The 25,506-nt window shown below is 69.0% G+C and carries 24 protein-coding genes and 2 pseudogenes; 18 read left to right on the top strand and 8 right to left on the bottom strand.

Annotation, left to right across the window (positions count from 1 at the left end):
- Positions 1-52: 52 nt before the first annotated feature.
- From OG735_RS02780 to OG735_RS02735, 10 genes and pseudogenes are all read left to right on the top strand, one after another.
- Complete coding sequence (locus OG735_RS02780) at positions 53-793, top strand: 4'-phosphopantetheinyl transferase family protein (RefSeq protein ID WP_327321514.1); 741 nt, start codon at positions 53-55, stop codon at positions 791-793.
- Between the two features lie 127 nt (positions 794-920).
- Positions 921-2,525: an MFS transporter gene (locus tag OG735_RS02775; protein WP_327321513.1), complete on the top strand. Its 1,605-nt coding sequence runs from the start codon at positions 921-923 to the stop codon at positions 2,523-2,525.
- Positions 2,526-3,224, top strand: a complete 699-nt coding sequence (locus tag OG735_RS02770) for a TetR/AcrR family transcriptional regulator (protein WP_327321512.1) — start codon at positions 2,526-2,528, stop codon at positions 3,222-3,224. It begins immediately after the preceding gene.
- A 111-nt stretch (positions 3,225-3,335) separates the two neighbouring features.
- A complete protein-coding gene (locus tag OG735_RS02765; RefSeq protein WP_327321511.1) occupies positions 3,336-4,553 on the top strand; it encodes an alpha/beta hydrolase family protein in 1,218 nt (405 codons plus the stop codon).
- 271 nt (positions 4,554-4,824) lie between these two features.
- The gene (locus tag OG735_RS02760) at positions 4,825-5,652 is read left to right on the top strand and encodes an AfsR/SARP family transcriptional regulator (RefSeq protein ID WP_327321510.1); all 828 of its coding nucleotides are present in this window, start codon (positions 4,825-4,827) and stop codon (positions 5,650-5,652) included.
- 211 nt (positions 5,653-5,863) lie between these two features.
- On the top strand, positions 5,864-6,298 hold the full coding sequence (locus OG735_RS02755; protein ID WP_327321509.1) for a helix-turn-helix transcriptional regulator: 435 nt from the start codon (positions 5,864-5,866) through the stop codon (positions 6,296-6,298).
- 20 nt (positions 6,299-6,318) lie between these two features.
- On the top strand, positions 6,319-6,729 hold the full coding sequence (locus OG735_RS02750; RefSeq protein WP_327321508.1) for a VOC family protein: 411 nt from the start codon (positions 6,319-6,321) through the stop codon (positions 6,727-6,729).
- 38 nt (positions 6,730-6,767) lie between these two features.
- Positions 6,768-6,863 (top strand): annotated as a pseudogene (locus OG735_RS02745) (VOC family protein); the annotation flags it as partial.
- Positions 6,849-7,242 (top strand): annotated as a pseudogene (locus OG735_RS02740) (pyridoxamine 5'-phosphate oxidase family protein); the annotation flags it as partial. The pseudogenes OG735_RS02745 and OG735_RS02740, both read left to right, overlap by 15 nt.
- A gap of 45 nt (positions 7,243-7,287) precedes the next feature.
- On the top strand, positions 7,288-9,681 hold the full coding sequence (locus tag OG735_RS02735) for an excinuclease ABC subunit UvrA (RefSeq protein ID WP_327328186.1): 2,394 nt from the start codon (positions 7,288-7,290) through the stop codon (positions 9,679-9,681).
- Positions 9,682-9,770: 89 nt separating this feature from the next.
- Here the strand turns inward: OG735_RS02735 and OG735_RS02730 are convergent, their stop codons facing one another.
- Complete coding sequence (locus OG735_RS02730; RefSeq protein ID WP_327321507.1) at positions 9,771-9,896, bottom strand: hypothetical protein; 126 nt, start codon at positions 9,894-9,896, stop codon at positions 9,771-9,773.
- Positions 9,897-10,077: 181 nt separating this feature from the next.
- Here OG735_RS02730 and OG735_RS02725 point away from each other — a divergent pair, with 181 nt between their 5' ends.
- Positions 10,078-11,013, top strand: a complete 936-nt coding sequence (locus OG735_RS02725) for an NADP-dependent oxidoreductase (RefSeq protein WP_327321506.1) — start codon at positions 10,078-10,080, stop codon at positions 11,011-11,013.
- A gap of 70 nt (positions 11,014-11,083) precedes the next feature.
- A complete protein-coding gene (locus OG735_RS02720; RefSeq protein WP_327321505.1) occupies positions 11,084-12,115 on the top strand; it encodes an aldo/keto reductase in 1,032 nt (343 codons plus the stop codon).
- Positions 12,116-12,231: 116 nt separating this feature from the next.
- Here OG735_RS02720 and OG735_RS02715 read toward each other — a convergent pair whose 3' ends face one another.
- Positions 12,232-13,101, bottom strand: coding sequence for a UbiA family prenyltransferase (locus OG735_RS02715; RefSeq protein WP_327321504.1), 870 nt, complete (start codon positions 13,099-13,101; stop codon positions 12,232-12,234).
- Between the two features lie 120 nt (positions 13,102-13,221).
- Between OG735_RS02715 and OG735_RS02710 the strand changes: the two genes are divergently transcribed.
- The 4 genes from OG735_RS02710 to OG735_RS02695 all read left to right on the top strand — a co-directional run bounded on the left by OG735_RS02710 (position 13,222) and on the right by OG735_RS02695 (position 16,722).
- A complete protein-coding gene (locus tag OG735_RS02710; protein WP_327321503.1) occupies positions 13,222-14,277 on the top strand; it encodes a type III polyketide synthase in 1,056 nt (351 codons plus the stop codon).
- A 12-nt stretch (positions 14,278-14,289) separates the two neighbouring features.
- Positions 14,290-14,817, top strand: coding sequence for an isoprenylcysteine carboxyl methyltransferase family protein (locus OG735_RS02705; RefSeq protein WP_327321502.1), 528 nt, complete (start codon positions 14,290-14,292; stop codon positions 14,815-14,817).
- Positions 14,814-15,827 carry an NAD(P)/FAD-dependent oxidoreductase gene (locus tag OG735_RS02700; protein ID WP_327321501.1) on the top strand — a complete coding sequence of 338 codons (1,014 nt, stop codon included), beginning with the start codon at positions 14,814-14,816 and terminating at the stop codon, positions 15,825-15,827. The genes OG735_RS02705 and OG735_RS02700 overlap by 4 nt, the downstream gene beginning before the upstream one ends.
- Positions 15,828-15,957: 130 nt before the next feature.
- Entirely contained in the window at positions 15,958-16,722 is a 765-nt protein-coding gene (locus OG735_RS02695; protein ID WP_327321500.1) for a YqjF family protein, read from the top strand.
- Positions 16,723-17,290: 568 nt separating this feature from the next.
- Here the strand turns inward: OG735_RS02695 and OG735_RS02690 are convergent.
- The 4 genes from OG735_RS02690 to OG735_RS02675 all read right to left on the bottom strand — a co-directional run bounded on the left by OG735_RS02690 (position 17,291) and on the right by OG735_RS02675 (position 20,652).
- Positions 17,291-17,419 carry a hypothetical protein gene (locus OG735_RS02690; RefSeq protein WP_327321499.1) on the bottom strand — a complete coding sequence of 43 codons (129 nt, stop codon included), beginning with the start codon at positions 17,417-17,419 and terminating at the stop codon, positions 17,291-17,293.
- Positions 17,420-17,514: 95 nt separating this feature from the next.
- Entirely contained in the window at positions 17,515-19,245 is a 1,731-nt protein-coding gene (locus tag OG735_RS02685) for a sensor histidine kinase (RefSeq protein WP_327321498.1), read from the bottom strand.
- Positions 19,246-19,362: 117 nt separating this feature from the next.
- Positions 19,363-20,091 (bottom strand): response regulator transcription factor, encoded by a 729-nt coding sequence (locus tag OG735_RS02680; RefSeq protein ID WP_327321497.1) that lies wholly within the window; start codon positions 20,089-20,091, stop codon positions 19,363-19,365.
- 93 nt (positions 20,092-20,184) lie between these two features.
- The gene (locus OG735_RS02675) at positions 20,185-20,652 is read right to left on the bottom strand and encodes a Crp/Fnr family transcriptional regulator (protein WP_327321496.1); all 468 of its coding nucleotides are present in this window, start codon (positions 20,650-20,652) and stop codon (positions 20,185-20,187) included.
- A 291-nt stretch (positions 20,653-20,943) separates the two neighbouring features.
- Between OG735_RS02675 and OG735_RS02670 the strand changes: the two genes are divergently transcribed.
- Positions 20,944-22,011 carry a zinc-dependent alcohol dehydrogenase family protein gene (locus OG735_RS02670; RefSeq protein WP_327321495.1) on the top strand — a complete coding sequence of 356 codons (1,068 nt, stop codon included), beginning with the start codon at positions 20,944-20,946 and terminating at the stop codon, positions 22,009-22,011.
- A gap of 55 nt (positions 22,012-22,066) precedes the next feature.
- Here the strand turns inward: OG735_RS02670 and OG735_RS02665 are convergent, their stop codons facing one another.
- Entirely contained in the window at positions 22,067-22,765 is a 699-nt protein-coding gene (locus OG735_RS02665) for a CBS domain-containing protein (protein ID WP_327321494.1), read from the bottom strand.
- 209 nt (positions 22,766-22,974) lie between these two features.
- Here OG735_RS02665 and OG735_RS02660 point away from each other — a divergent pair, with 209 nt between their 5' ends.
- The gene (locus OG735_RS02660) at positions 22,975-24,702 is read left to right on the top strand and encodes a SulP family inorganic anion transporter (RefSeq protein ID WP_327321493.1); all 1,728 of its coding nucleotides are present in this window, start codon (positions 22,975-22,977) and stop codon (positions 24,700-24,702) included.
- A gap of 177 nt (positions 24,703-24,879) precedes the next feature.
- Here the strand turns inward: OG735_RS02660 and OG735_RS02655 are convergent, their stop codons facing one another.
- A complete protein-coding gene (locus tag OG735_RS02655) occupies positions 24,880-25,335 on the bottom strand; it encodes a universal stress protein (RefSeq protein ID WP_327321492.1) in 456 nt (151 codons plus the stop codon).
- Positions 25,336-25,506 lie beyond the last annotated feature (171 nt).

Below are 25,506 nucleotides of genomic sequence, written 5' to 3'. Positions count from 1 at the left end.
GGTGTGATGCCGTCGAGGCGGAGACCGTGGGGAACGACAGGAGGACGCGGTTGTGGTGGAACCAGGTGCGGCGTCCTTCTCGGTCGGCCCTCTCCTCCCCGATTCAGGGCCCTGGGGTGCCGTCAGCGAGAACGTGCGGCGCGAGGGGTACGCGGTGTGTCACGGACGACTGGCCGACTGGGCGTCCGCTCCGTGCACACCGGCACGCGAACTGCTCGGTGCGGACTGGCCGAGGTATCAGGCGACGCGTGAACCCACGTTACGGGCACGGCTGTTCGGGTCCCGGTTGCTGCTGCGTCAGGCGATCGCCGCTGCGGGTGGCGTCGATCCTGCGGGTGTGGTGCTGGGGCGGGGCGCACGCGGGCGCCCCGGCGTCATCGAGCCGGCGGGCTTCGACGGGGGCATCAGCCACACCGCCGGTCTCCTGGTGGTCGGTGTCTCAGGCACGTTCCGGATCGGCGTGGACGTGGAGGCCCAGGACCGGTTGCTGCTCACGCCGGGGCTGCCGGAGAAGGTCTGCCACCCGGAGGAGCTCGCCGCGCTGCGGCTGCTCCCGTACGCCGAGCGCAATCGCATGCTCGTACGGCTGTGGACGCTCAAAGAGGCGTATGCGAAGGCCCTGGGCATCGGGTTGGGGCTGGACTTCTCGCGTGTGCATTTTCAGCCGCGCCGGGTCGGCCGGGACACAACTCTCTGGCGCTCTCGGGCGGCACCGGACTGGCACTTCCAAAGCGGTGTCGTCGCCCGGCACTTCGTTGTCGCATGTGCGGTCGGACCGGGGGCCGGTCTCTGATGGCCAGATACGAGTCAACGTTGTTTCGATACGGCATTGACTCGATGGAGAGTCGGGCCTAGCGTCGAACTGCAAGGAACCAGACGGCAGTTCACGCAGCACCCTCTTCTTGCGAGGAGCGGAAACCGTGACAACACAGCCCCGACTCCGTACCGCCGAGCAGGTCCCCGTCCCCGTCCCCGACGCCCGCCGCTGGTGGGTCCTGGGCGTGCTGCTCGTCAGCCTCCTGCTCGTGGTCCTCGACACATCAATACTGAGCGTGGCGCTGAAGACGCTGGCTCAGCCCGAATCCGTCGGCCTGGGCGCCTCGCAGAGCGAGCTGCAGTGGTTGGTCGACTCCTACACGCTCGTCTTCGCCGCGCTGCTCTTCACCACCGGTGTGCTCGCCGACCGCTGGGGCCGCAAGCGCACGCTGGTGGCCGGGCTCGTCGTCTTCGGTGCCTGCTCGCTGTGGTCCGCCTACGCGGGCAGCGCCGACGAGCTGATCGTCGCCCGGGCCGGACTCGGTGTAGGCGGCGCGCTGGCGATGCCCGCGACGCTGGCGATCATCATGAACGTCTTCCCACCCGCGGAGCACGCCAAGGCCGTCGGCATCTGGGCCGGCGCGGCCGGCCTCGCCGTCGCCATCGGGCCCATCGCCGGCGGCGCACTCCTCGAACACTTCTGGTGGGGCTCGGTCTTCCTGATCAACATCCCGATCGTCGCGGTAGGAACCGTCGCCGCCCTCGTCGTCGTACCCGAGTCCAGGGACCCGGGACGCGGCGGCTTCGACCCGGCCGGCGTCGCCCTGTCCGTCGTCGGCCTGACCCTGCTGGTGTACGGCGTCATCAAGGGCGGTGAATCGGACGACTGGGCGCAGGCCCAGGTGTGGGGGCCCGTGTTCGGCGGGCTCACCGTGCTGGCTGTCTTCGTCGCCTGGGAGCGGCGAACCCGGCGTCCCGCACTGGACATCGCCCTCTTCCGCGTCCCGCGTTTCTCGGCGGCCGTATCCGTCATCGGCCTTGTGTTCTTCGCACTGCTCGGTGCGACCTTCTTCCTCGTCTTCTATCTGCAGAGTGTGCGCGGATGGACACCGCTTGAGGCCGGATACTGCCTGCTGCCCCTGGCCGTGGCCCAGTTGGCGTTCTCCCCGCCGGCCAGTCTCGCGGCCGAGCGGATCGGGATCCGCCCGGTGTGCGTCACCGGCATGCTGTTGACCACACTCGCGTTTCTCACCGTCGCCACCATCGACGAGCACACCGAGCTGTGGCTGCTCGAATCCGTCTTCTTCGTCCTGGGCGTCGGTATCGCGTGCGTGATGCCACCCGCCACGACCGCCGTCATGTCCGCCCTGCCGCGGGAGAGAGCGGGTACCGGCTCGGCCGTCAACACCACGTTCCGCCAGGTCGGCGGCGCTCTCGGGGTCGCCGTGCTGGGCTCGGTGCTGTCCACTGTCTACCGCTCCGAGATGGCCGACCGGCTGGCGGACCTGCCCGCCGCAGTCCGCGACAAGGCCGAGGAGTCCGTCGAAAGCACGCTGACCGTCGCCGATTCGCTCGGCCCGCGCGGGTCCGGGCTTGCGGCCGGGGCCGTCGACTCGTTCGTGTCCGCCATGCATGTCACCGCTCTGGTCGCCGCTGGAGCCACCCTTCTCGGCGCCCTTGTCAGCCTGCTGTTCCTGCCTCCCCGCAGGAGTGCGGACCGCCCGACCATCCAGGAAGCGGTAAGAACCGACCACACCACGGAGGTCTGAATGGAGGCACACGTTCAGCCGGAGGCCGAGGGCGATATGCCCGACGGCCTCCGGCCCGCATCCGCGTCGGGGGACCGGCGCGAGCCGAATGCCGCTCCGGTGCGCACCGCCCGGGGCGGTCGCCAGCGCGATCCCGCCGCGGACCGGGCGATCCTGAAGAGCACACTCGGCCTGCTCGGCGAAGGGTGCAGCTTCAGCGCACTGTCCATGGACCTGGTGGCGCAGCGGGCCTCGGTCGCCCGCGCCACCATCTACCGCCGCTGGCGCAACAAGGAGGAATTGGTACTCGCCGCCCTGAGCAGCCTCGACCTTCCCATCCCCCCGCTGGACGGACTCTCGGTGCGGGACCAGCTGGTGAGCCTGGTCGACCAGATCCGGAACCGGGGTCAGGACACCAACCTGCACCGGCTGCTCGCCGGACTGCTCGGCGAGGCGGTGCGCCGCCCGCAGCTGGTGGAGCGGTTCGAGAACTCGGTCGTCGCCGCGCGGCGGGACGCTATGCGCCGGGCGTTGCGCGAAGGCATGGACAGCGGAGAGCTGCGTCCCGGCCTGGACGTGGACCAGGCCATCGAGCTGCTCACCGGACCGATGCTCTCCCGGCTGATCCTCCGGCAGCGGCCGGTGGAGTCCGCCGCGTTCGCCGAGTCGATCGTCGACACCTTCCTCAACGGGACGAGGACTCGCCCGGAACCCCGGTAGGCACCCGCCGCCGACACGAAGGACCAGCGCCACCCCGTACGCACAGATCGGTCACCCCACGCGCCCGATCCAGGGCTTTGGAGCACCACATTCGACCCAGGAGCCGCAGCCATGAAATTCCTCTTCGACGACCCGGCCTTCGATTATGAGGCATTGCGCGCCGCCGGTTACGCCGACCTCGGCGGTGCACAGCTCGGCGAGGTCATCGCCGTCGCCTCGCGCATCCAGGACGGCGACACCGACGCCTGGCGGCGTGAGTGGACCGCCATGGCCGAGCGCGTACACCGGCTGGGCACGGCGGCACTCGGTGAGAAGCGGCCCGTCGACGCCCGTGCCGCACTGCTGCGCGCGCACAACTACTACCGGACGGCCGAGTTCTTCCTGCGCGACGACCCCGCCCACGACCCCGAGGCCGGCCGGCTGATGCGGCTCTCCAAGGACACGTTCGCTCAGGCCGCCGAACTGATGGAACGCCCACCGCAGTTCGTCCGTATCCCGTACGAGAACGGATCGCTGCCGGGCCACTTCTACCGGGCCGACGACTCCGCCGGGCCACGGCCCACCATCATTCACCACGGCGGGATCGACTCCACACTCGAGGAGGGCTACTTCTTCGTCGCGGCGGCCGCCGTGGCACGCGGCTACCACTGTCTCTGCTTCGAAGGGCCGGGACAGGGGTCGGTGCTGCGCGAACAAGGCCTCACCTTCAGGCCCGAATGGGAGAACGTGGTCGCCCCGGCAGTGGACTTCGCGCTGGCTCAGCCGGGGGTGGATGCCGGACGTCTGGCGCTGATCGGCACCAGCCTCGGTGGACTGCTGGCCGTACGCGCCGCGGCGTTCGAGCACCGGCTGGCAGGCTGCGTGGCCCACGACGCGGTCTGGCAGCTCGGTGATGTCGTGGCGCTGCCCCCGTTCGTACTGGAGTGGGTCGAGCAGGGCTGCGACGACTTCGCCAATCCCGTGATGTACGGGATCGCCATCCAGCAGACGTTCACTCGCTGGCTGCTGCGCCAGGCACTGTGGACGTTCGGCGCCGAAACGCCCGCCGAACTGCTGCGCCGTATGCCCGCTTTCAACCTCTCGGAGGTCGTGGGACAGGTGCGCTGTCCCGTGCTGGTGCTCGACGCCGAGGAGGACATGTTCTTCTCCGGTCTTGAACACGCGAAGAAGGTGCACACGGGGCTGAACAGCGCCAAGACACTGCATGTCTTCACCGCGGACGAGGGCGGGGGCGCCCACTGCCACTCCGGAGCCATGAGTCTCTATCACGACCGGCTGTTCTCCTGGCTGGCCGAGACGCTGGCACCCGACCGGGTACCAGCCACCTGATCCGACACACATGCAAGGACGAGGGACGAAGGACGAGAGGCGGCCGGCGCAGGGGATTCCCCGAGCCGGCCGCCTCTGCCGCTCCATCAGTGCCGCTTCAACAATTGAATTCCAGCTGTTCAATGGCTGGAAATAGACATTCGGGCTTCATCTCAGCTGTTATCTTCCTTTTAATGACCACGTAACGACGGCCGCGCTAGGGTGTTTATCGGCAAGCGTGTACTCCATGCGACATCAGGGAGTAGACGGGGGATTCCGAACTATCGAATGCGTGGCACGCATTCAGGGGGTTTACGTGTCCCTGCACTCTGCGCAAAACGGCCAGCCGCTGCGCTATGAGGTGCTCGGTCGGCTGAGGGTGACCCGTGGCGATGTCGACCTGACGCCGGCGCCACCGAAGATCGCCAAACTGCTGGCCCTCCTGACCGTCCGGGCGGGGGAGACCGTACCGGGGGACAAGCTGGTCGCGGAGTTGTGGGAGCAGCAGCCGCCGCGCTCTGCGACCGCAAGCCTGCGCGTCTATGTGTCGCAATTACGGAAACTCCTGAGCGAACCCGGAAGGATCTCGCCGATTATTACGGTGTCGCCCGGTTACATTCTCAATGTCAGTACGGCGCAGCTCGACGTCCGGCTGTTCGACGAACTCTACGAAATCGGCAGATCCCAATACTTCGCGGCTGACCATCTGGCCGCATCAGAGCATCTCGGACAGGCCCTCGCCATGTGGCGGGGGCCTGTCCTGGACGGTATTGCAGGATCTCTGGAGATCAACTCGTTTGCCGCCGTCGAGGAGGAAAAACGGCTCAATTGCATCGAGTTGAATATCGAATCCGCCCTGGCTCTCGGCCGCCACTACGCCGTGATCGAGGAACTCAAGGGCCTGGTGGTCCAGCATCCGCTGCGGGAGCCCTTCTACCGGCAGCTGATGGTGGCGCTCTACCGGGTGGGCAGGCAGGGCGATGCGCTGGGCGTGTACCGCAGGGTCCGGCAGATCATCAGGGAAGAACTGGGGATCGAGCCGGGCCCGCCGCTGCGCCTCGCACAGGAGGCCATCCTCCGGGCCGACCCCGCTGCGGGTATGACGCCTTCCCTTCGCTGACGGTGCGGTGTTTTGTGCATGGCGATCCCTGGTGAGCGGACCGTGACCTGCTTACCGGGGACCACTGGGTTGACGCGGCGAAGGCCGAATACCTCAGGGCCTGAGCAGGTCGAGGGCGTGAGCGGAGCAGACCGGGCCAGAGCGGACGAGGAGTGGGGTGGGACGCCGACAGCGCTGGGCAACTCCGGCGCGACGTGGCACGATCGAGCAGGTGACCAGCAGACCCGCCGCGGCGCAGCGCTTGAGCGACCTCGCGCGGCTGCGCCGCGTCCGCGACCGGATCGACCGGGAGTACGCGCAGCCGCTGAACGTCGAGGCGCTTGCCCGCGGCGTGCACATGTCGGCCGGGCACCTCAGCCGCCAGTTCCGGCTGGCCTACGGCGAGGCGCCGTACGCGTATCTGATGACGCGGCGTATCGAGCGCGCGACGGCGCTGCTGCGTCGTGGCGACCTCAGCGTCACCGAGGTCTGCTTCGCGGTCGGCTGCTCATCGCTGGGCACCTTCAGTACCCGCTTCACCGAGCTGGTGGGCATGTCGCCCAGCGCCTACCGGCGCCGCGCTACAGGCGCTGCGGCGGGGATGCCGCCGTGTGTGGCGAAAGCGGTGACCAGACCGATCAGGAATCGAGAAGCGCCGGTCACCTAGTCGCAGCTAGCGTGATCGTCATGGATATCACCATTCACACGAGCTTCCTCCCGCATGACGACCCGGACGCGTCCCTGGCTTTCTACCGCGACACCCTCGGCTTCGAGGTGCGCAGCGACGTCGGACAGGGCAAGATGCGCTGGATCACGGTCGGCCCCGTCGGCCAGCCCGGCACGTCCATCCTTCTGGCGCCGCCGGCCGTCGACCCAGGGGTCACCGAGGACGAGCGCCGCACCATCGCCGAGATGATGGCCAAGGGCACCTACGGCTGGATCATGCTGGCCACCCGGGACCTCGACGGCACTTTCGAGAAGGTGCAGGCCGGCGACGCCGAGGTCGTCCAGGAGCCGACCGAGCAGCCGTACGGCGTCCGCGACTGCGCCTTCCGCGATCCCGCGGGCAATCTGATCCGCATCCAGGAGCTGCGCTGAGTCGTCCGGCTATCGCAGCCATGACCTGCACGGACGGCACCGTGACGGAGCCCGCGCACGACGTCGGTGGGGGCCGCCTGGTGGCCACCGTCACCGACCCCGATGGCAACGTCCTCGGGCTGCTTCAGGACCGATCCGCCCCCCGCTCCCGCGCTCAGCGTCGTCGCGACACCGAGCATCGGCTCACCCACGACATCGATGTCCGGGTTGCCAGTGCCTCGGAGGGCGGTGCGCCGTATCCGGTGCCGCTGTCCTTCGACCGGGACGGCGAGGCGCTGCTGCTGGCCACGCCGACGGACCGCCCCACCGGCAGGAATCTCGCCACCACCCGAACCGTTCGGCTGGGGCTGGGCCCACCCGCGACGTGTCCATGATCGAGGGCGAAGACAAGGTCCTCGTCCTCGAGATCGACTCGCTGCCGCAGAAGCGGGTGACCGGTTCGCCGCGCGCACCGGCTTCGACCCGCGTGCGCCGGCCACCCCGTACCGCTGGTTAGATCGAGCCAGGCGACGCCGACGGAGACCGCGAAGGCGGCCCCGCCCAACAGATGGAGACATGATGAGCATGGCCACGAGGACGGACACGCAGTCGCCTGCGCTGCACGCTGCCGACAGCCACGACCTGATCCGCGTGCACGGCGCGCGCGTGAACAACCTCAAGGACGTCAGCATCGAGATCCCGAAGCGCCGGCTGACGGTGTTCACCGGTGTCTCCGGCTCGGGCAAGAGCTCTCTGGTGTTCGGCACCATCGCCGCGGAGTCACAGCGGCTGATCAACGAGACCTACAGCGCCTTCGTGCAGGGCTTCATGCCCACCCTGGCGCGGCCCGAGGTCGACGTACTCGATGGGCTGACGACCGCGATCATCGTCGACCAGCAGCGGATGGGCGCCGACCCCCGCTCCACGGTCGGCACCGCCACCGACGCCAACGCGATGCTGCGCATCCTGTTCAGCCGACTCGGGCAGCCGCACATCGGCTCGCCCCAGGCCTTCTCCTTCAACGTCGCCTCGATCAGTGGAGCGGGTGCGGTCACCCTGGAGCGCGCCGGACGGACCGTGAAGGAGCGTCGCGACTTCAGCATCACCGGCGGCATGTGTCCGTGCTGCGAAGGCCGGGGCACGGTCTCCGACATCGACCTCACCCAGCTCTTCGACGACTCCAAGTCGATCGCCGAGGGCGCGTTCACCATCCCCGGCTGGAAGTCGGACAGCTTCTGGACCGTGCGGACCTATGCCGAGTCGGGCTTCCTCGACCCCGACAAGCCGATCAGCAAGTACACCAAAAGAGAGATGCAGGACTTCCTCTACCGGGAGCCGACCAAGGTGAAGGTCGAGGGCGTCAACCTCACCTACGAGGGGCTGATCCCCAAGATCCAGAAGTCGTTCCTCTCCAAGGACCGGGAGGCGATGCAGCCGCACATCCGGGCGTTCGTGGACCGGGCCGTCACCTTCACCGCCTGCCCCGAGTGCGGCGGCACCCGGCTCAGTGAGGCCGCCCGGTCGTCGAAGATCAAGAAGATCAGCATCGCCGACGCCTGCGCGATGCAGATCAGCGACCTTGCCGAATGGGTCCGTGGCCTCGACGAGCCCTCGGTGGCGCCGCTGCTCACCGCGCTGCAGCAGACCCTCGACTCGTTCGTGGAGATCGGCCTCGGCTACCTCTCCCTCGACCGGCCCTCGGGCACGCTGTCGGGCGGCGAGGCACAGCGCGTCAAGATGATCCGCCACCTCGGCTCCTCGCTCACCGACGTCACCTACGTCTTCGACGAGCCCACCATCGGCCTGCACCCCCACGACATCCAGCGGATGAACGACCTGCTGCTGCGGCTGCGCGACAAGGGCAACACGGTGCTCGTGGTGGAGCACAAGCCGGAGACGATCGCGATCGCCGACCACATCGTCGACCTCGGCCCCGGCGCCGGCACCACGGGCGGCACCGTCTGCTTCGAGGGCACCGTCGAGGGACTGCGGGCAGGCGGCACCATCACCGGCCGCCACTTCGACGACCGGGCCACCCTCAAGGAGACGGTGCGCAAGCCCACCGGGGCGCTGGAGATCCGCGGCGCGTCGGCGCACAACCTGCGCGACGTCGATGTGGACATCCCGCTCGGGGTGCTCGCCGTCGTCACCGGCGTCGCCGGCTCCGGCAAGAGCTCGCTCGTGCACGGGTCGATCCCCGCCGGGGAGGGCGTGGTGTCCATCGACCAGGGCGCGATCCGCGGCTCCAGGCGGAGCAACCCGGCGACGTACACCGGACTGCTCGACCCGATCCGCAAGGCGTTCGCGAAGGCCAACGGCGTGAAACCGGCGCTGTTCAGCGCCAATTCCGAGGGTGCCTGCCCCAGCTGCAACGGCGCCGGCGTCATCTACACCGACCTGGCGATGATGGCCGGCGTCGCCACCATCTGCGAGGAGTGCGAGGGGAAGCGGTTCCAGGCATCGGTCCTGGACCACCACCTCGGCGGCCGCGACATCAGCGAGGTGCTCGCGATGTCGGTGACCGAGGCCGAGGAGTTCTTCGGCGCCGGCGAGGCACACACGCCGGCCGCACACAAGATCCTCGACCGGCTCGCCGACGTCGGGCTCGGCTACCTCAGCCTCGGCCAGCCGCTCACCACGCTGTCCGGCGGCGAGCGGCAACGGCTCAAGCTGGCCACCCATATGTCCGAGAAGGGCGGCGTCTACGTCCTCGACGAGCCGACCGCCGGCCTGCACCTCGCCGACGTCGAGCAGCTGCTCGGCCTCCTCGACCGGCTCGTCGACTCCGGCAAGTCGGTCATCGTCGTCGAACACCACCAGGCGGTCATGGCGCACGCCGACTGGATCATCGACCTCGGCCCCGGCGCCGGCCACGACGGCGGCCGGATCGTCTTCGAGGGCACACCCGCCGACCTCGTCGCCGCCCGATCCACCCTCACCGGCGAGCACCTCGCGGCCTACGTCGGCACCTGACCGAGGCCCTCGCGGAGACCGTGAGACGACCAGGCCCAACACGTCTTCCGCCTCTGGACCTCGGCCTTGCTGATGAGGCTGTTGAGACATCAGCGGCGGGGGAGGGGGACGACGCCCTTGGCGTCGTCCCCCTGTTCTTGGTCCGGGACCGGAGCGGGGAACGTACGGCTGAACGTGCTCAGCTCGCGGCGGAGGCGCTGGAGCTCGTCGTCCATGGCTGCCAGGGCTGACAGAGCCGGCTGGTGACGCTCGGCGACGCCTCGTCCGGCGGCGCGTACGGTCGGGCTCCTCGCTTGGGCGGGTCCGACCGAGTAGAAGAGAGGAGGGTGCTCACGTCCGGTGCCCCAGCCGCCGACCGCCGTGGGGCGGTGGCTTGCTCACCTCAGGGAGTCGCCCGTGAAAGCCCTCGTCGCCACCGACTACATGCCGCTGGACCAGATCACGATCACCGAGCTCCCCACACCCACCGTGGAACCCGGCCAGGTGCTGATCAAGGTCGAGGCCGCGGCACTCAACCCGCTCGACCTGAAGCTGATCACCGGCGGGGCGAAGGACCTCTTCCCGGTCGAGCACCCGCTGGTGATCGGGATGGACGCGGCGGGCACCGTTGCCGAAGTGGGGGAGGGCGTTTCCGGATACGCGCCGGGTGATCCGGTGCTCGCCTTCACCGGGCAAGCGGGCGCCGTGGCCGAGTACACGGTGGCGTCACCCGGTCCCTTGCTCGCCCGGCGGCCTGCGGGCTTGAACAGCCTGCACGGCGCCGCCATCCCCGAATCGGGGCTCACCGCGGTCTGCCTGGTGCGCGCCGTCCGGCTCACGGAGGGCGAGAGCGTGCTGGTGGTCGGGGCGACCGGCGGCATCGGAATGTACGCCGTGCAGCTGGCCCACGCACTCGGGGCCCGTGTGATCGCCACGGCCGTCGCGGACGACGAGGAGTATGTGCGCGGCCTCGGCGCCACCGACACCGTCGACTACAAGAACGCTGATGTGGTGGAGCAGACCCTGCGCCTGGTGCCCGGCGGCGTTGATGTCGTCATCGACCTGGTCAACTCGGGTGAAGGACTCACGAACACCGCGCGTGCGGTCCGCCCGGGCGGCCGGCTGGTGTCGCCGCTCTTCGGGCCCGACGACCTGGGCCGCGACGTTTCGCCGGTCTACATCGGCTCCTTCCAGGCGGAGCCGGGCGATCTCGACGATCTGGCAGCCCGGGCGGCCGACGGGCGGCTGAAGGTGGAAATCGGTGCACGCCACGGGTTCGCGGACGCTGTACAGGCCGTCGCCGACTTCGCCGGGAAGCACATCCGGGGCAAGGTTGTCGTCACCACCTCATGAATGACGATCTCTGAGCGGAACCGGCATCGGGGAAGCTCACTGCAGCCGACCTACGAAAGGCGTGGCTCTGATGAAGCGCAGGATCCTCGGTGGTACGGGTATCTCGGTGAGCGAATACGCGCTGGGCACCATGATGTTCGGCGCCTGGGGCAGTGGCGACCAGAACGAGTCCGTCCGTATGATCCACCGGGCGCTGGACGCAGACATCAACTTTGTGGACACCGCAGACGTCTACAGCCTGGGCGAATCGGAGGAGATCGTCGGGAAGGCGCTCAAGGGCCGCCGGGACGATGTCGTACTCGCCACCAAGGGCAGCAGCTCGATGGGCGACGATCCCAACCACAGCGGAAACTCACGGCGCTGGCTCACCCGCGCCGTGGAGAACAGCCTCCGCCGCCTGGGCACCGACTACATCGACCTGTACCAGGTGCACCGACCCGACGCGGACACCGACATCGACGAGACCCTTTCCGCCCTGTCCGATCTCGTACGCGCGGGCAAGGTACGCGCGATCGGCCACTCCACATTCCCCGCGGAACAGATCGTCGAGGCCCAGTGGACGGCCGAGCGGCGCGGCCACATCCGTTTCCGCACCGAGCAGCCGCCGTACTCGATCCTGGCCCGTGGCGTCGAGGCCGCAGTGCTGCCCACCGCCCAGCGCTATGGCATGGGTGTGCTGACCTGGGGCCCGCTCAGCGCGGGCTGGCTCTCCGGCAAGTACGCCAGGCCGACGGACATCAACCTCACGGCGGGCAGCGGCCGGGCGGCCCTTGAGCGGCACAAGTTCGACCCGTCGGTGCCGGGCAACGCCCGCAAGCTGGAAGTCCTCGGCGAGCTGACGACGCTGGCCGACGACGCGGGCCTGAAGCTCGCACACCTGGCGATCGCCTTCGTACGCGCCCACCCGGCCGTCACCTCGGTGATCATCGGCCCGCGGACGAGCGAGCACCTGGAGGACCTACTGGCGGGAGTGGACGTCGGGTTGAGCCCGGACATCATGGACCGGATCGACGACATCGTGCCTCCGGGCACGGACCTGAACCGGGACGATTTCTACTACACACCGCCGGCATTGTCCGACGCGTCCCTGCGGCGCCGCTGACGCCGGGGACGGCCCGTGCTGCCGGGGCACGTCGGAGGTCTCCCGGAGGGGGTCGGGGGCGGCCCCGCTGCCGTGACTCGGGGCATCGCCCCGTCCGATGCAGTGTGACACCGGAGTCAGGCAAGGGCGGTGCCCCGCACCAGGAGCAGCGTCACATCTGCCGCCGCCACGGCGACCGTCCCGGCGAATGCCGCCTTGCGCCAGTACCGGCCAAGTGCGAGCCCCGCGACTGCTGTCGGCGGCGCCGTCAACAGTGCCGCCGCTCCCCACACGCCCGGGGGTCCCGCGGGTCCCAGCACCAGTACCGCCGTTGCCGCCACCAGGGGGACCGGCAACAGCAGCCGGGTGCCGCTGACGCCCAGCCGCTGCGGCAGCCCGCGCATCCCGGTCCCCAGATCATCGCCGATGTCCGGGAGCACGTCGCCCAGATGGGCCGCGATGCCGAGCAGCGCTCCGGCCGTCACGGCCCACCACTGGGGCCAGGGGTGGCCGGGTTTGCTCAGGGTGACGACAGCCGGCAGGGTACCGAATCCGATCACGTACGGCAGCCAGGACAGCACCGTCGCCTTGAGCTTGAGGTTGTACATCCATGCCGCCGCCACCGCGGTCAGGTGCACCGTACCGGCGAAGAGACCACAGGCCAGCGACAGAGGCACACACAGCAGGAGGGCGGCGAACGCCGCCGCCCACACCGCGCTCAGGCCCACCGCGCCATCGGCCACCGGTTTGCCGCGGCGGCCGACCGCGGTGTCGCGCCGGGCGTCGAAGGCGTCGTTGCACCAGCCCACCGAGAGCTGGCCGGCCAGCACCGCCGCGCCGATCAGCGCGCAACGCGCCCCGCTGAGGTCGGCGCTGACGGCCAGTGCGGTAGCCAGGACAGTCACAGCGACCACAGGCCCCGGATGGCAGGACAGGGCCAGCCCCACCGCACGGCGGAGCGGCCACGCGGTCGTGCCGCATACCTGTGACGGATCCGTAGTGCCCATCGGGCGATGGTAGGCATTCCGGGACGGACGGGTGTGACAGCCGCACGGGCTACTTGAGGTGTCTTCCGCCTTTCTGCGGGCAAGGAATGGGGCCATGATGCCTCCGAAGCGGGAAGCGGGATGACCCGGATCGCGGCTGTTCACGGCTCCCTGGCACCGTACCGCCACACCCAGGGCGAGATCACCGACATGGTGGCCCGCACCTGCCTGCCACCGGGCGCCGATCGCCGTGCCCTCGATCGCCTTCACGAGAACGCGCAGGTACGCACGCGGCACATGGTGCTGCCGCTGGAGTGCTATTGCGAGCTGGATGGCCTCGGCGCGGCAAACGACGTCTTCATCGGCGCGGCTGCCGATCTGGGTGCCGAGGCCGTCCGCGGTGCGCTGCGGACGGCGGGGCTGCGGCCCGCTGATGTGGACCTGCTGATGTTCACATCCGTCACCGGAGTGGCCGCGCCCTCCATCGATGCCCGGCTCGTCGGGCGTCTCGGCCTGCGACCCGATGTGAAACGGCTGCCCATCTTCGGCCTGGGCTGCGTCGCCGGGGCGGCCGGTGTGGCTCGGCTGCACGACTACCTGCTCGGCTGGCCCGACCATGTCGCTGTGCTGCTCTCGGTCGAACTCTGCTCCCTCACCTTCCAGCGCAATGACGCGAGGCCCGCCAACCTGGTGGCGACCGGGCTGTTCGGCGACGGGGCGGCCGCTGTGGTCGCCGTCGGCGACCGCCGGTCGTCGACGGCCGGCCCGGAGGTAGTGGCCACCCGCAGCCGTATGTACCCGGACACCGAACGGGTGATGGGCTGGGACATCCGAAGCTCTGGCTTCAGGGTGGTGCTGGACGTGGCCGTCCCGGCGGTCGTCCGCCGGTATCTCGCCGACGACGTCCACGGATTCCTGGAGGAGCACGGGCTCAAGCCGAAGGATGTGGCCCACTGGGTGTGCCACCCCGGCGGCCCCAAGGTCCTGGAAGCCGTCTCCGAGGTTCTCTCCTTGCCCGAGGGCGCCCTCGACGTCACCTGGCGCTCGCTGGCCGAGGTGGGGAACCTGTCGTCGTCCTCGGTCCTGTATGTCCTTCGGGACACGCTGGAGCAGAGGCGGCCCGAACCGGGAACGCCCGGTCTGCTGATGGCCATGGGCCCCGGTTTCTGTTGCGAACTGGTACTGCTGCGCTGGTAGGTCGGAGGACGCATGATCTGGTACACCGCTCTGGTGCTGGCCGTCGCGGTCGAGCGCTGCGCCGAACTTGCCGTGGCGCTGCGCAATACCCGTTGGAGCCGGGCCCGCGGCGGCATCGAAGCCGGCAGCGGGCACTACCCGGCCATGGTCGCCCTGCACACCGCCCTGCTGGGGGGCTGCCTCGCCGAAGTCTGGCTGGCCGACCGCCCGTTCCTCCCGCTGTTCGGCTGGACCATGGTGGTCGTGGTCGTCGCCGCTCAGACGTTGCGCTGGTGGTGCATCCGTACGCTCGGACATCAGTGGAACACCCGCGTCATCGTCGTCCCGGGCCTGCCCCTGGTGACCGACGGACCTTATCGATGGCTGCGCCACCCCAACTACGTCGCGGTCGCCGCCGAGGGGCTGGCGCTGCCGCTGGTCCACAGTGCGTGGGTGACTGCCGTCGCCTTCACCGTGCTCAACGCGGTGCTCATGGCTGTCCGCATCCGGTGCGAGGACGGGGCGCTGGCCTCCGCGGCGGCAGCGGACGTACGGTCGTGATCGACCTCCTGGTGGCGGGCGGAGGCCCGGCCGGCCTGGCGGCGGCGATCCACGCCGCTCGGGTGGGTATGGAAGCCGTCGTGGTCGAGCCCCGCACCGCTCCCGTCGACAAGGCCTGCGGCGAGGGAATCATGCCCAGCGGTGTGGCGGCGCTGCGTTCGCTGGGTGTCGAGGTGTCCGGCCACGACCTGCGCGGGATCCGCTACCTCGCGGGCGCCCGTCGCGCGGAGGCAACGTTCCATGGCAGCCCCGGACTCGGCGTACGGCGGACCGAACTGCACGCCGCCCTGTATCAGCGGGCCGTGGAACTCGGGGTGCGGATCGTTCCGGGCAAGGTGGGGGAGATCCGCCAGGCCCACGACCGTGTCAGCGCGGCGGGGCTGACGGCGCGGTGGCTGATCGCCGCCGACGGCCTGCATTCTCCGCTACGCCGGGAGCTCGGCCTGGACCGTCCCGGGGGTGCATCGCGGCGATACGGCATGCGCCGCCACTACCGCATCGCCCCGTGGACCGACTTCGTGGAGGTCCACTGGTCCCGCCACAGCGAGGCGTATGTGACGCCGGTCGGGGACAACCTGGTGGGCGTCGCCGTACTCAGCCGCGACCGTTGTTCCTACGACGAGCACCTGACGGCGTTTCCCGCTCTCGCCGCTGTACTCGGGGGCCGCGGGGCGAATTCGGTGCGCGGCGCCGGGCCGTTGCGGCAGCGGGCGCGGAGTCAGCGGGCCGGACGTGCCCTGTTGGTCGGTGACGCGGCGGGCTATGTCGACGCTCTGACGGGCGAAGGCATCGCACTGGCCATGGCGACGGCCGCGGCGGCGGTCAGGTGCCTGGCCGCTGTCCGGCCTCAGGCGTATCCCGCGCAGTGGGCACGGCTGACGAGACGTCACCGGCTGCTGACCGAGGGCCTGCTGAGAGCGGCTCGGTACCCCGCCACAGCACGTCTGATCGTCCCTGCCGCTCACCGCGCGCCGGCGGCCTTCACAGCGGTGGTACACGCATTGCAGTAGGTACGGCAGCCGACGTCTGCCGTGCCATCTTGCCGTCCTCGGCGTCCTCGGCGTCCTCGCCCCCTCGTCCCGTACTCGGATCGAGGCCCCCTCCGCATGGCCGCGGAGTGGACTCTGCGATGCTGAAAGGGTGCCGCCCACGCCCCGTGCTCCCCAATCCATAACGGCCGACTCACCCCACCCCGGGGTAAGCCCCCTGCTGACCCAGTCCTGGCTGGACCTGGCATTCCTGCACTGGGCCGCCGATCCGGCAGACGTGGCACCGCTCCTGCCGGCCGAGACCGTTCCCGACACGCTCCATGGGGTCACCTACATCGGACTCGTCGCCTTCCGGATGCACCGGGTCGGCTGGTTCCGCCTCCCCGGCGTCCCTTATCTGGGTACCTTCCCCGAGACGAATGTCCGTCTCTACTCGAGGGATGCCCATGGGCGCCGAGGGGTGGTCTTCCGATCGCTCGATGCCTCCCGGCTGATCCCGGTGGCGGTCGCGCGTACGCTGTTCCGGCTGCCGTACCTGTGGTCCCGGATGGCGATCCGGCGCGACGGCGACACACTCACCTACACCAGCACGCGGCGCTGGCCAGGGCCGCGAGGCGCGCACAGCCGTATTGCTCTGCGGATCGGCGAGCGCGTCGAGACCCCCAGCGAGCTCGAACACTTCCTGACCGCACGCTGGGGCATGCACAACACGTTTTTCGGACGGTCGGTGTACCTGCCGAACACGCATCCGCGCTGGCCCCTGCACCGTGCCGATCTGATCGAGTGCGACCAGGACCTGGTGGCGGCCGCAGGACTGCCCGAACCGGCGGGGGAGCCGGTGAGCGTGCTGTATTCGCCGGGCGTCCCGGTACGCTTCGGCCTCCCGGCCCGCCCCGGCGGCATCCCTACCCCTTGAAGCGGCCGGCCGTGCGCTTGGCCCCGGCCGCTGCAGGCGGGGCCCTGTCCGCCGGATCATGAGTCTCATCGGTTCTCCGGGACACGGCGGCTGACGTCGGGGGTGCGGGTGGGCACGATGGCGCGAGCACGGGGCACGGTCGCTCGCCGCGCTCGTTTCCCCTCTTCGCTCAACCCGAGAGCCGCCTTGTCGGGAGTCGCGGTGCTGTGCCTGCTCCTGGTCGGCTCCCGCTCGGCCGCCGCGCGTCGGACGGTAAGGAGCGGCGACGTGTGAGCCATGTGGTGGCCGTTGCCGCTCGGGATCGCGGGTAGGTGCGCCCTTCCTGGAAGTCGGACTTGTCCGGTGAATCGATGTCCGTATGCGGGCGGCCGCCGGTGCGGCGTCTCTTCGTGCCCACCCGGCCAGGAGCAGGGAGGCGAGCCATGCAGGGAGACCCCGAGACAACGGAGTTCCTCGACGAGCAGTTGACCGCCGCGCTGACCGCGATCTCAGATACGCATCGTGCTCTCCGGAGGTGACGCCCGGTCCGTTGGGTGCCGCCCATTCGCTCACGTATCGCTCACGCAGATCAGGGCCGTCTCGGGCGGGACTTGGGCTGCGTGTCGCTGAGGACGCTGATGATGCTCCGGGCGCTACCGACGCGTGCGCAGGAGAATACGTCGATGGCCTCGGTCGCGGAGGAGTTCGTGAAGTTCATGCTGAACTCCTGGCGTACCAGGGCGACGTCGCCGGTGATCTCGATGCTGCGGCTGCCGGGCCCATCGGGCCCTGGGCCTTTCCGGCTGACACCGGTCAGGGCGCAGCTTTCACGCCGGGCAACGGGACACACCAGATCAGCCGCGTGCCTCCGCCCGGTGGTACCTCCTGCACGAAGGAACCGCCCAGGGCCGCAGCCCGTTCTTCGATGTTCTTCAGCCCGCTGCGAGCCACGCCGTCCGGAATGCCGACGCCGTCATCCGTCACGGTCAGAGTCAGTTCGCCGCCTGCCGCGACGAGATGCAGGTCGACGGATCCCGCTTCCGCGTGCCTGGCCGCATTGCTGAGCGCCTCGGCAACGACAGCGATCGCGTGGTCGGCGATCCGCCCGGGAACATCGGTGTCGACCAGTCCCTCCAGTCGCACCGAAGGTGTGAACCCCAGCGTCAGGGCAGCTGCCGCCACTTCCGCGGCAAGACGTCGGCGCACCCCTCGTCCACCGGGCTCCGCGTCATGGGTCCTGAGCCCGAAGATCGTCGACCGGATGATCTTGATGGTGTCGTCCAGGTCCCCCACCGCACGCCCAAGGCGTTCGACGGCCTCCGGATGCTCGACGAATCTCTGGGCGCTCTGGAGTGTCATACCCGTTGCGAACAGCCGTTGGATGGCCAGGTCGTGGAGGTCGCGTGCGATCCGGTCGCGATCCTCCAGGAGGGCGACCTGTTCGGCGTCGCTGCGTCGTTCCGCAAGCTCCATCGCCAGCGCCGCCTGGCCGGCGAACCCGAGCAGGAGCGCCGACTCCTCCCGGCCGAACGCCGTACTGCCGGAAGCGCGGGCCAGCAGCAGCACGCCACGTTCCCCTCCCCGAGTGCCCATCGGCACCGCCACGGCAGGACCAAGCCCCGCCCACCGGGGCCTCTCCTCGCCGCCGCGCGGATCGTGCTCGATGTCGCTGCTCAGGACTGGCTCGCCCCCACTGAACGCCTCTCCGACGAAGCCGTCTCGTCCGGGAAGGAGCGAGCCGTTGAGGGCCTGTGTCTCGTTGCCCGCGACCACGGCCGTACGCAGTCCGTCCGCGCCCTCCGCCGGCACCGCCACCAGGCACAGGTCCGCGGACACGAGCTGCCGCGCCCGCTCGACGATCAGCTCAAGGACCTCCGCCCTGGACGCCCCGGAAAGGAGGCGGCTCGTCACTTCCGCGCTCGCCGCCAGCCACTGCTCCCGGAGCCGCGCCTCCTCGTACAGCCGGGCGTTCTCGATCGCCACTCCAGCAGCGACAGCCAGGGTGGAGAGCACCGCCTCGTCCTCGGCGTCGAACTCCTTCGCACTGCGCTTCTCGGTGAGATACAGATTCCCGAAGACCTTGTCCCGCACCCTGATCGGCACCCCCAGGAACGAATGCATCGGCGGGTGATTCGCCGGAAAGCCGTAGGAGGACGGGTGGTGGGACAGCTCCGCCAGGCGCAGAGGCTCGGGGTGCCGGATCAACTCGCCGAGGATGCCATGACCACTCGGCAGATCACCGATCCGAGCCCTCAGCTCGTCATCGATGCCCTCCGTCAGGAATTCCGACAGTTTCCGATCGTGTCCGATCACGCCCAGCGCGCCGTACTCGGCGTCCACCAGGACCACCGCGGCTTCCACGATCCTCCGCAAAACCTGCGGGAGATCGAGTTCGCGTCCGACCGACAGTACGGCTTCCAGCAGGCCATGGACACGGTCGCGCGTGCCGCGTATCGCGTTGATGCGTACGTGCAGCTCCTGCAGCAGCTCGTCCAGCCGGAGCCGCGGAAGGTTTTCGGTCCCCAGGTCGTGCTCTCGCTCCACAGAGCCTCCGCCACAGTCGAGCCGACCGACGAGTCACAGCCCGCACACACCACGATAGGACGTGCCCCCGGTCATGCCATAGGAATACGGTGCGGCCGAGGGCGAGGCGGGGAGCAGTCACGGGTATTCGTCCGGCCCTCGGTCGTGGTGCCCGTGTGTCTCCGGTCCCGGGCGCCCATGCACCTGAGTGGCCATGACGGCCGCCTGAATGCGCCGCTCGACGCCGAGCTTGGACAGCAGCCGCGAGATGTGGTTCTTCACCGTCTTCTCGGAGAGGAAGAGTTGCGAGCCGATCTGGCGGTTGGTCATTCCTTCGCCGATCAGGTCCAGGATCTGGTGTTCGCGCGGGGAGAGCGCGGACAGCGCCGAATTCTCGGGCTCCTGAGCGGTCTCGTCGTGGCGCAGGGACTGCATGAGCCTCGTGGTGGTGGCCGGATCGAGCATGGACTGCCCGGCTGCGACGGTGCGGACAGCTGTGACGAGGTCCGAGCCCTGGATCTGTTTCAGGACGTACCCGGCGGCGCCCGCCATGATCGCGTCCAGCAGCGCGTCGTCGTCGTCGAACGACGTCAGCATGAGGCAGGCCAGCTCGGGCATGCGTGAGCGCAGTTCCCTGCACACTGTGATGCCGTCGCCGTCCGGCAGGCGTACGTCGAGAATGGCCACATCGGGCCGCAGGGCAGGCCCTCGAGCGAGGGCGTGGTCGACGGTGGCGGCTTCTCCGACCACGGTGATGTCCGGCTCTCCGCCAAGGAGATCGTGAAGGCCACGCCTGACGACTTCGTGGTCGTCCAGAAGGAACACCCTGATCGGTGTCTCGTTCGAGAACGTTCGTGACTCGGCCATTGTCTGATCCTTGCCGCGTTGTCCCCCCATGGATCCTGACTCACACGGGCCCCCCGTACCACTGCTGAACGAGCCGGCCGGGCGCGTGTGGCCTCAGCGCGCGAGGCGCGTGGTTGCGCCGCCGGCGGGCCCGTACAGGTCGAGCAGGCGACCGCGCGCGGACTGGAGCCGGTTGGCGATCACCTCGGCGATGCGGAGAGTGAGCGCCTGGCCGAGCTCCCAGTCCTCGTCGCACAGGGCACGCACCTTCACAGCGTCGAATTCCAGTGCCCGGACGGGGCTGCCCGCCGCGGCACCGAGATGCCAGCTGCGTGGGGGAAAGAGCCAGGACCAGCCCAGCAGATCGCCGGGGCCAAGGTGGTCCACGACGGCGGCGCGGCGTCCCGGAACGTGCAGGTCGAGGGCGACGGTTCCATTGAGAATGATCCAGAAGCGGTCCGCGCGGGCGCCCTCCTCGAAGATGCGGGCGCCTGCCGGGAAGTTTGTCTCCAGGGCGAGCTCCATCAGCCTGCCGCGGGCTTCGGGCGGCAGGACGTTCAGCAGTGGGGGCACCGTGGTCATTGCTGTCTCCGTCCCTCGGGGCCGTGTGCGCGGTCCGGGGTTCGTTCCTTGTCCACAGCGTGGACGGGAAGCGGGCCAGGCGGCAGAGGCCTGGCGGCCCTGCACCTGGGCCGGACGGCCCTGTTTCAGCACGCCAAGACGCGTTCTCCGGAGCGAGGCACGACCTTGTGCCGATCGGGCCGGTGAACCCCCACCGAGGGACCGATCGGCCCCTGTGCGTCTGTTGTCTCTCCACCACAGGCTGGGGGAGAGACAACAGGCACACATCGGACAGCTGAGGAGAGGAACGTCATGAAGGCACTCGTTTTCCACGGCCCCGGCCAGGCCTCTTGGGACAAGGTGGCAGATCCGGGCATCCAAGAGCCCACGGACATCGTCGTCCGCATCGACACCACGACCATCTGCGGAACAGACCTGCACATCCTCAAGGGCGACGTGCCCGAAGTGACCCCGGGGACCGTCCTCGGGCACGAGGCCGTCGGCGAGGTCGTCGAGGCGGGAAGCGATGTCGGCACGGTCCGCCCCGGCGACCGGGTGCTCGTCTCCTGCATCTCCCCCTGCGGCCGCTGCCGCTACTGCCGCGAGCAGATGTACGGGCAGTGCCGGGGCAACGGGGGATGGGTGCTCGGCCACTTGATCAACGGCACGCAGGCCGAGTACGTACGCGTTCCCTTCGCCGATTTCTCCGTCCATCCGCTGCCCGCAGCAGTGAGCAGCAGCGACGCCGTGTTGCTGTCCGACATCTTCCCCACTGCGTACGAGGTGGGCGTCCTCAACGGAGGAGTCCGGCCCGGCGACACCGTCGTGGTCGTGGGAGCCGGCCCCATCGGGCTCGCCACCATCGCCACGGCACGGCTGTTCTCGCCCGGCAGGATCATCGCGGTGGACCTGGCCAAGTCGCGGCTGGATGCCGCCCGCGAACTCGGTGCGGACGCCGTCGTCAACGCGGCGGAAGACCCTGAGCAGCTGGTCTCGGATCTGACCGAGGGGCTCGGGGCCGATGTGGCCATCGAGGCCGTCGGAGTACCGGAAAGCTTTGAACTCTGCACGCGTGTGGTACGGCCGGGAGGCCATGTGGCCAACGTGGGCGTACACGGCAAACCCGCCACGCTCCACCTGGAAGACCTCTGGATCAAGAACGTGACGATCAGGACCGGCCTGGTGGACACCTACTCCACACCGGTTCTGCTGGGCATGCTGGCTGCCGGTCGACTGCCCGCGGCTGCGATCGCGACCCATCGCTTCGAACTGGGACAGATCGAGGAGGCGTACGACGTGTTCTCACGCGCGGCCGACACGGGTGCGCTCAAGGTCGTGCTCGGTGGCCCGGAGCACAAGGACGTGGAGCGCACAAGCTGACGCCCTGCCGAGCCGGGCGCCTCGGTCGATGGCCCGTCACATCGGCATCAAGCGATCAGTCGTCCGTCCCCGATGTTTCATCCGCCATCACTGGTCTGTCCGCTGTCGCCGGGGCGTCGCCGCCCAGAGCCCACTCGACATCCACGACGCCCGCAACCGCCCTGACCAGGCGCGACGCCAGCGGAACCAGCCGCGTGTCGGTCAGGGTGCCGCTGAGTGTGACGATGCCGTTGTCGACTCGAACGTGCACAGCCTCGGCGCCGGGGAACAGTCGCCGGACGACTTCTCGTCGGATCTCGACGGCGAGATCCTCGTCCGGCCTCAGAAAGACCTTCAGCAGGTCGGACCGGCTGACAACGCCCTGAAGCCTTCCTTCTGCATCCACCACCGGCAGACGCTTGACATGGTCGACGGCCATTTTCCGTGCGGCCTGTGCCAGAGGTGCCTCTCCGTGGATGGTGACTGCGGGACTCGACATGAGCTGCGCAGCGGTCGTGGCACCTGCCTTGGCAAGGTCTGCCAAGCGGTGCATCTGCTCCACGCGAGACGGGTTGTTCCCCCGGAACTCCTCCTTCGGCAGCAGATCCGCTGCGGAGACGACGCCCACCACAACGCGCTCGGCGTCGAGAACCGGCAGGGCACTGACCTTCCACGTGGCCAGGGTCTCGACGATCTCTTTGAACGGCGCGCTTCGGTCGACGGCGACCACGCGGGAGGACATCACGTCACTCACGAAGTACGGGGTGCGGTTCATCGGACTCCTCACTTCGCTGCCTCATGGCGCGTCGATGCACCGGTTTCCACCATCGCCCCTCGGCGTGCTCGCCCGATTGGGCCAGTGAACCCCTTCCGGGGGCCGACAGGCCCCATGTGTACCGATGCCCTCCGGCTCCATCGTCCGGTTGACTTGCGCCGAGGACGACGAGGGTTTGAGATGTCTCCAGCCCTCGCAGGAAGGCGCCCATGAACACGTCGCACGGCACGGTCCCCTTGCTGCATCGGCTGATGCCGGGGCTGGCCCTTCTGGCCGGCTACCGGCGCGCCGATCTCCGGGGTGATCTGATCGCCGGGGTGACCGTGGCGGCCTATCTGATTCCGCAGGTCATGGCGTATGCGTCGCTGGCGGGCCTGCCTCCGATCAGCGGGCTGTGGGCGGCTCTGCCGTGTCTGGCGGTCTACGCGCTGCTGGGTTCGTCGCGGCAGCTCTCGGTGGGACCGGAATCAACCACGGCGCTGATGACCGCTGTCGTGGTCGGTCCGTTGGCCGCGGGCGACGCCGGCCGGTACGCCACGCTGGCATCCGCCCTCGCTGTCGTGGTCGGACTGCTCTGCCTCGCCGCGTTCGCGGCCCGCCTCGGCTTCGTCGCCGACCTGCTGTCCCGGCCGATTCTTGTCGGCTATATGGCGGGTGTGGGTCTCATCATGATTGTCGATCAGCTGCCGAAGCTCACCGGGGTCCCGGCCGGCGGAACCTCGTTCGCGGGACAGCTCGGCTCCTTCGTCACCAGGCTGTCGCAGTTCCATTCGGCAACGCTCACGCTCTCCGCAGTGGCTCTGGGACTTCTTCTGCTCATGCAATGGCGGGTTCCAAATGTCCCTGCTTCGTTGATTGTTGTCGTGCTCGCCACTGCTGCTGTGAGCGCTTTCGACCTGGAGCAACTCGGAATCCGGGTGATCGGTGACGTTCCCGCCGGACTCCCGAGTCCCGAACTGCCTGATTTCGGTGACCTCTCCGACCTCGCGCTTCCCGCTGCCGGTGTCCTGCTCGTGGGCTATACCGACGTCATTCTCACCGCGCGGGCGTTCGCCTCACGCAAGGGCGAGAGCATCGACACCAATCAGGAACTCCTCGCCCTCGGGGCTTCGAACATCGGCGCCGGTGTCCTGCATGGGTTCCCGGTAAGCAGCAGCGCGAGCCGCACAGCACTCGCCGACGCGGCAGGCGGCCGGACCCAGATCTACTCGCTCACGGCCCTGGCCGGACTGCTCGCGGTTCTCCTCTTCCTCAGCCCGGTCCTCGCGAACTTCCCGGTAGCCGTCCTGGCAGCCATCGTCGTCTACGCCGCGCTTCGCCTCATTGATCTGCGTGCATTCCAGCGGCTCGCCTCGTTCCGCCGCAGCGAACTCCTGCTGGCTGTCAGCTCACTTGCCGGGGTGCTCGCCTTCGACATCCTCTACGGCGTCCTGCTCGCGGTAGGGCTGTCCGTCGCCGAAATGCTTGCCCGAGTTGCCCGCCCGCACGACGCCGTCCAAGGGCTCGTCGCCGGCCTCGCCGGTATGCACGACGTCGACGACTATCCGGGGGCCCACACGATTCCCGGCTTGGTCGTCTACCGGTACGACTCCCCGTTGTTCTTCGCCAACGCCCAGGATTTCCAACGCCGGGCGCTGGCAGCTGTGGACGACCATCAAGGTCCGGTCGCTTGGTTCGTCCTCAACACCGAGGCAAATGTCGAAGTCGACATCACGGCCATGGACTCCATGGAGGAACTACGCCGCCGACTGGTCGCCCGCGGGATCGTCTTCGCACTCGCCCGGGTCAAGCAGGACCTGCGTGACGATCTTGACGCGTACGGGCTCACTGATTCCATCGGCGCGGATCTGATGTTCCCCACGCTGCCCACGGCCCTCGAGGCCTACCATGACTGGCTCCGCCACAACGCTCCGCCGACAGGGCCCGAAGTGGCTTGAACCTCGGGTGCCGAACGCCCCCCTGTCAAGGCTGGTTCGCCCCTAGTTTTCCGTAGTTCCCGGTGGAACCGTCCGCGGCAGAACATCACACCCTCCACGGGCCGCCCCGACGCACTCCTCCCTGCCACCCGAGGCTGGAAATCGTCGAGCTTCGGACATCAAGGGCCGCGGTGGTGACTAGCTCTGTCCCACCTTGCTGTCCGGACGGACGATGACCACCGGACAGGTGGCATGCAGTGCGCACTGCTGACTCACCGAGCCGAGGAGCAGGCTGGCGAAGCCGCCCCGGCCACGGTTGCCCACGACCAACGCCTCTGCCCCGTCCGCCGCAGCGATCAGTACCTCGGCCGGGTTGCCGCGCGTGAGGTGCTCCCGTACGTCGACGGGGCGAACCTCGCCGAGCACCTCTTGGATCTCGTCGGTGAATCGTTGGCGGGCAGACTCCCTGTCGAATTCGGTGTCCACCGCGGGTGCCGACCAAGCTTGTATCCCTGGCAGATCCCACGCGCAGACCGCGTCCACGACGCCTCCGACGAGGCTTGCGTGCCGTACCGCCCATTGAAGCGCCGCGTGCGACGACGGCGACCCGTCGACGCCGACCACAACTCGGGGTGCCGAATCACTGCTGCCCATGCCTGTCACCTCTCCCTTGGCGCGCCCCCGTATTCCACGCTGCGCTCCTCACGGGCAGTCCGCCAGGCGGGGCTATGTCCATCCGCGACTTGCCGTGCACGTACCGCAGGCAATCCTTACCCGTGTCGAACGGGCGCCGCCACGGCTTCCACGGGCCGCAGCGCGGCAATC

The sequence above is a fragment of the Streptomyces sp. NBC_01210 genome (assembly GCF_036010325.1).
In the GTDB taxonomy this organism is placed as follows: Bacteria; Actinomycetota; Actinomycetes; order Streptomycetales; family Streptomycetaceae; genus Streptomyces.
Note: the sequence above shows the minus strand (reverse complement) of the source record. Positions and strands in the feature narration are given on the sequence as shown.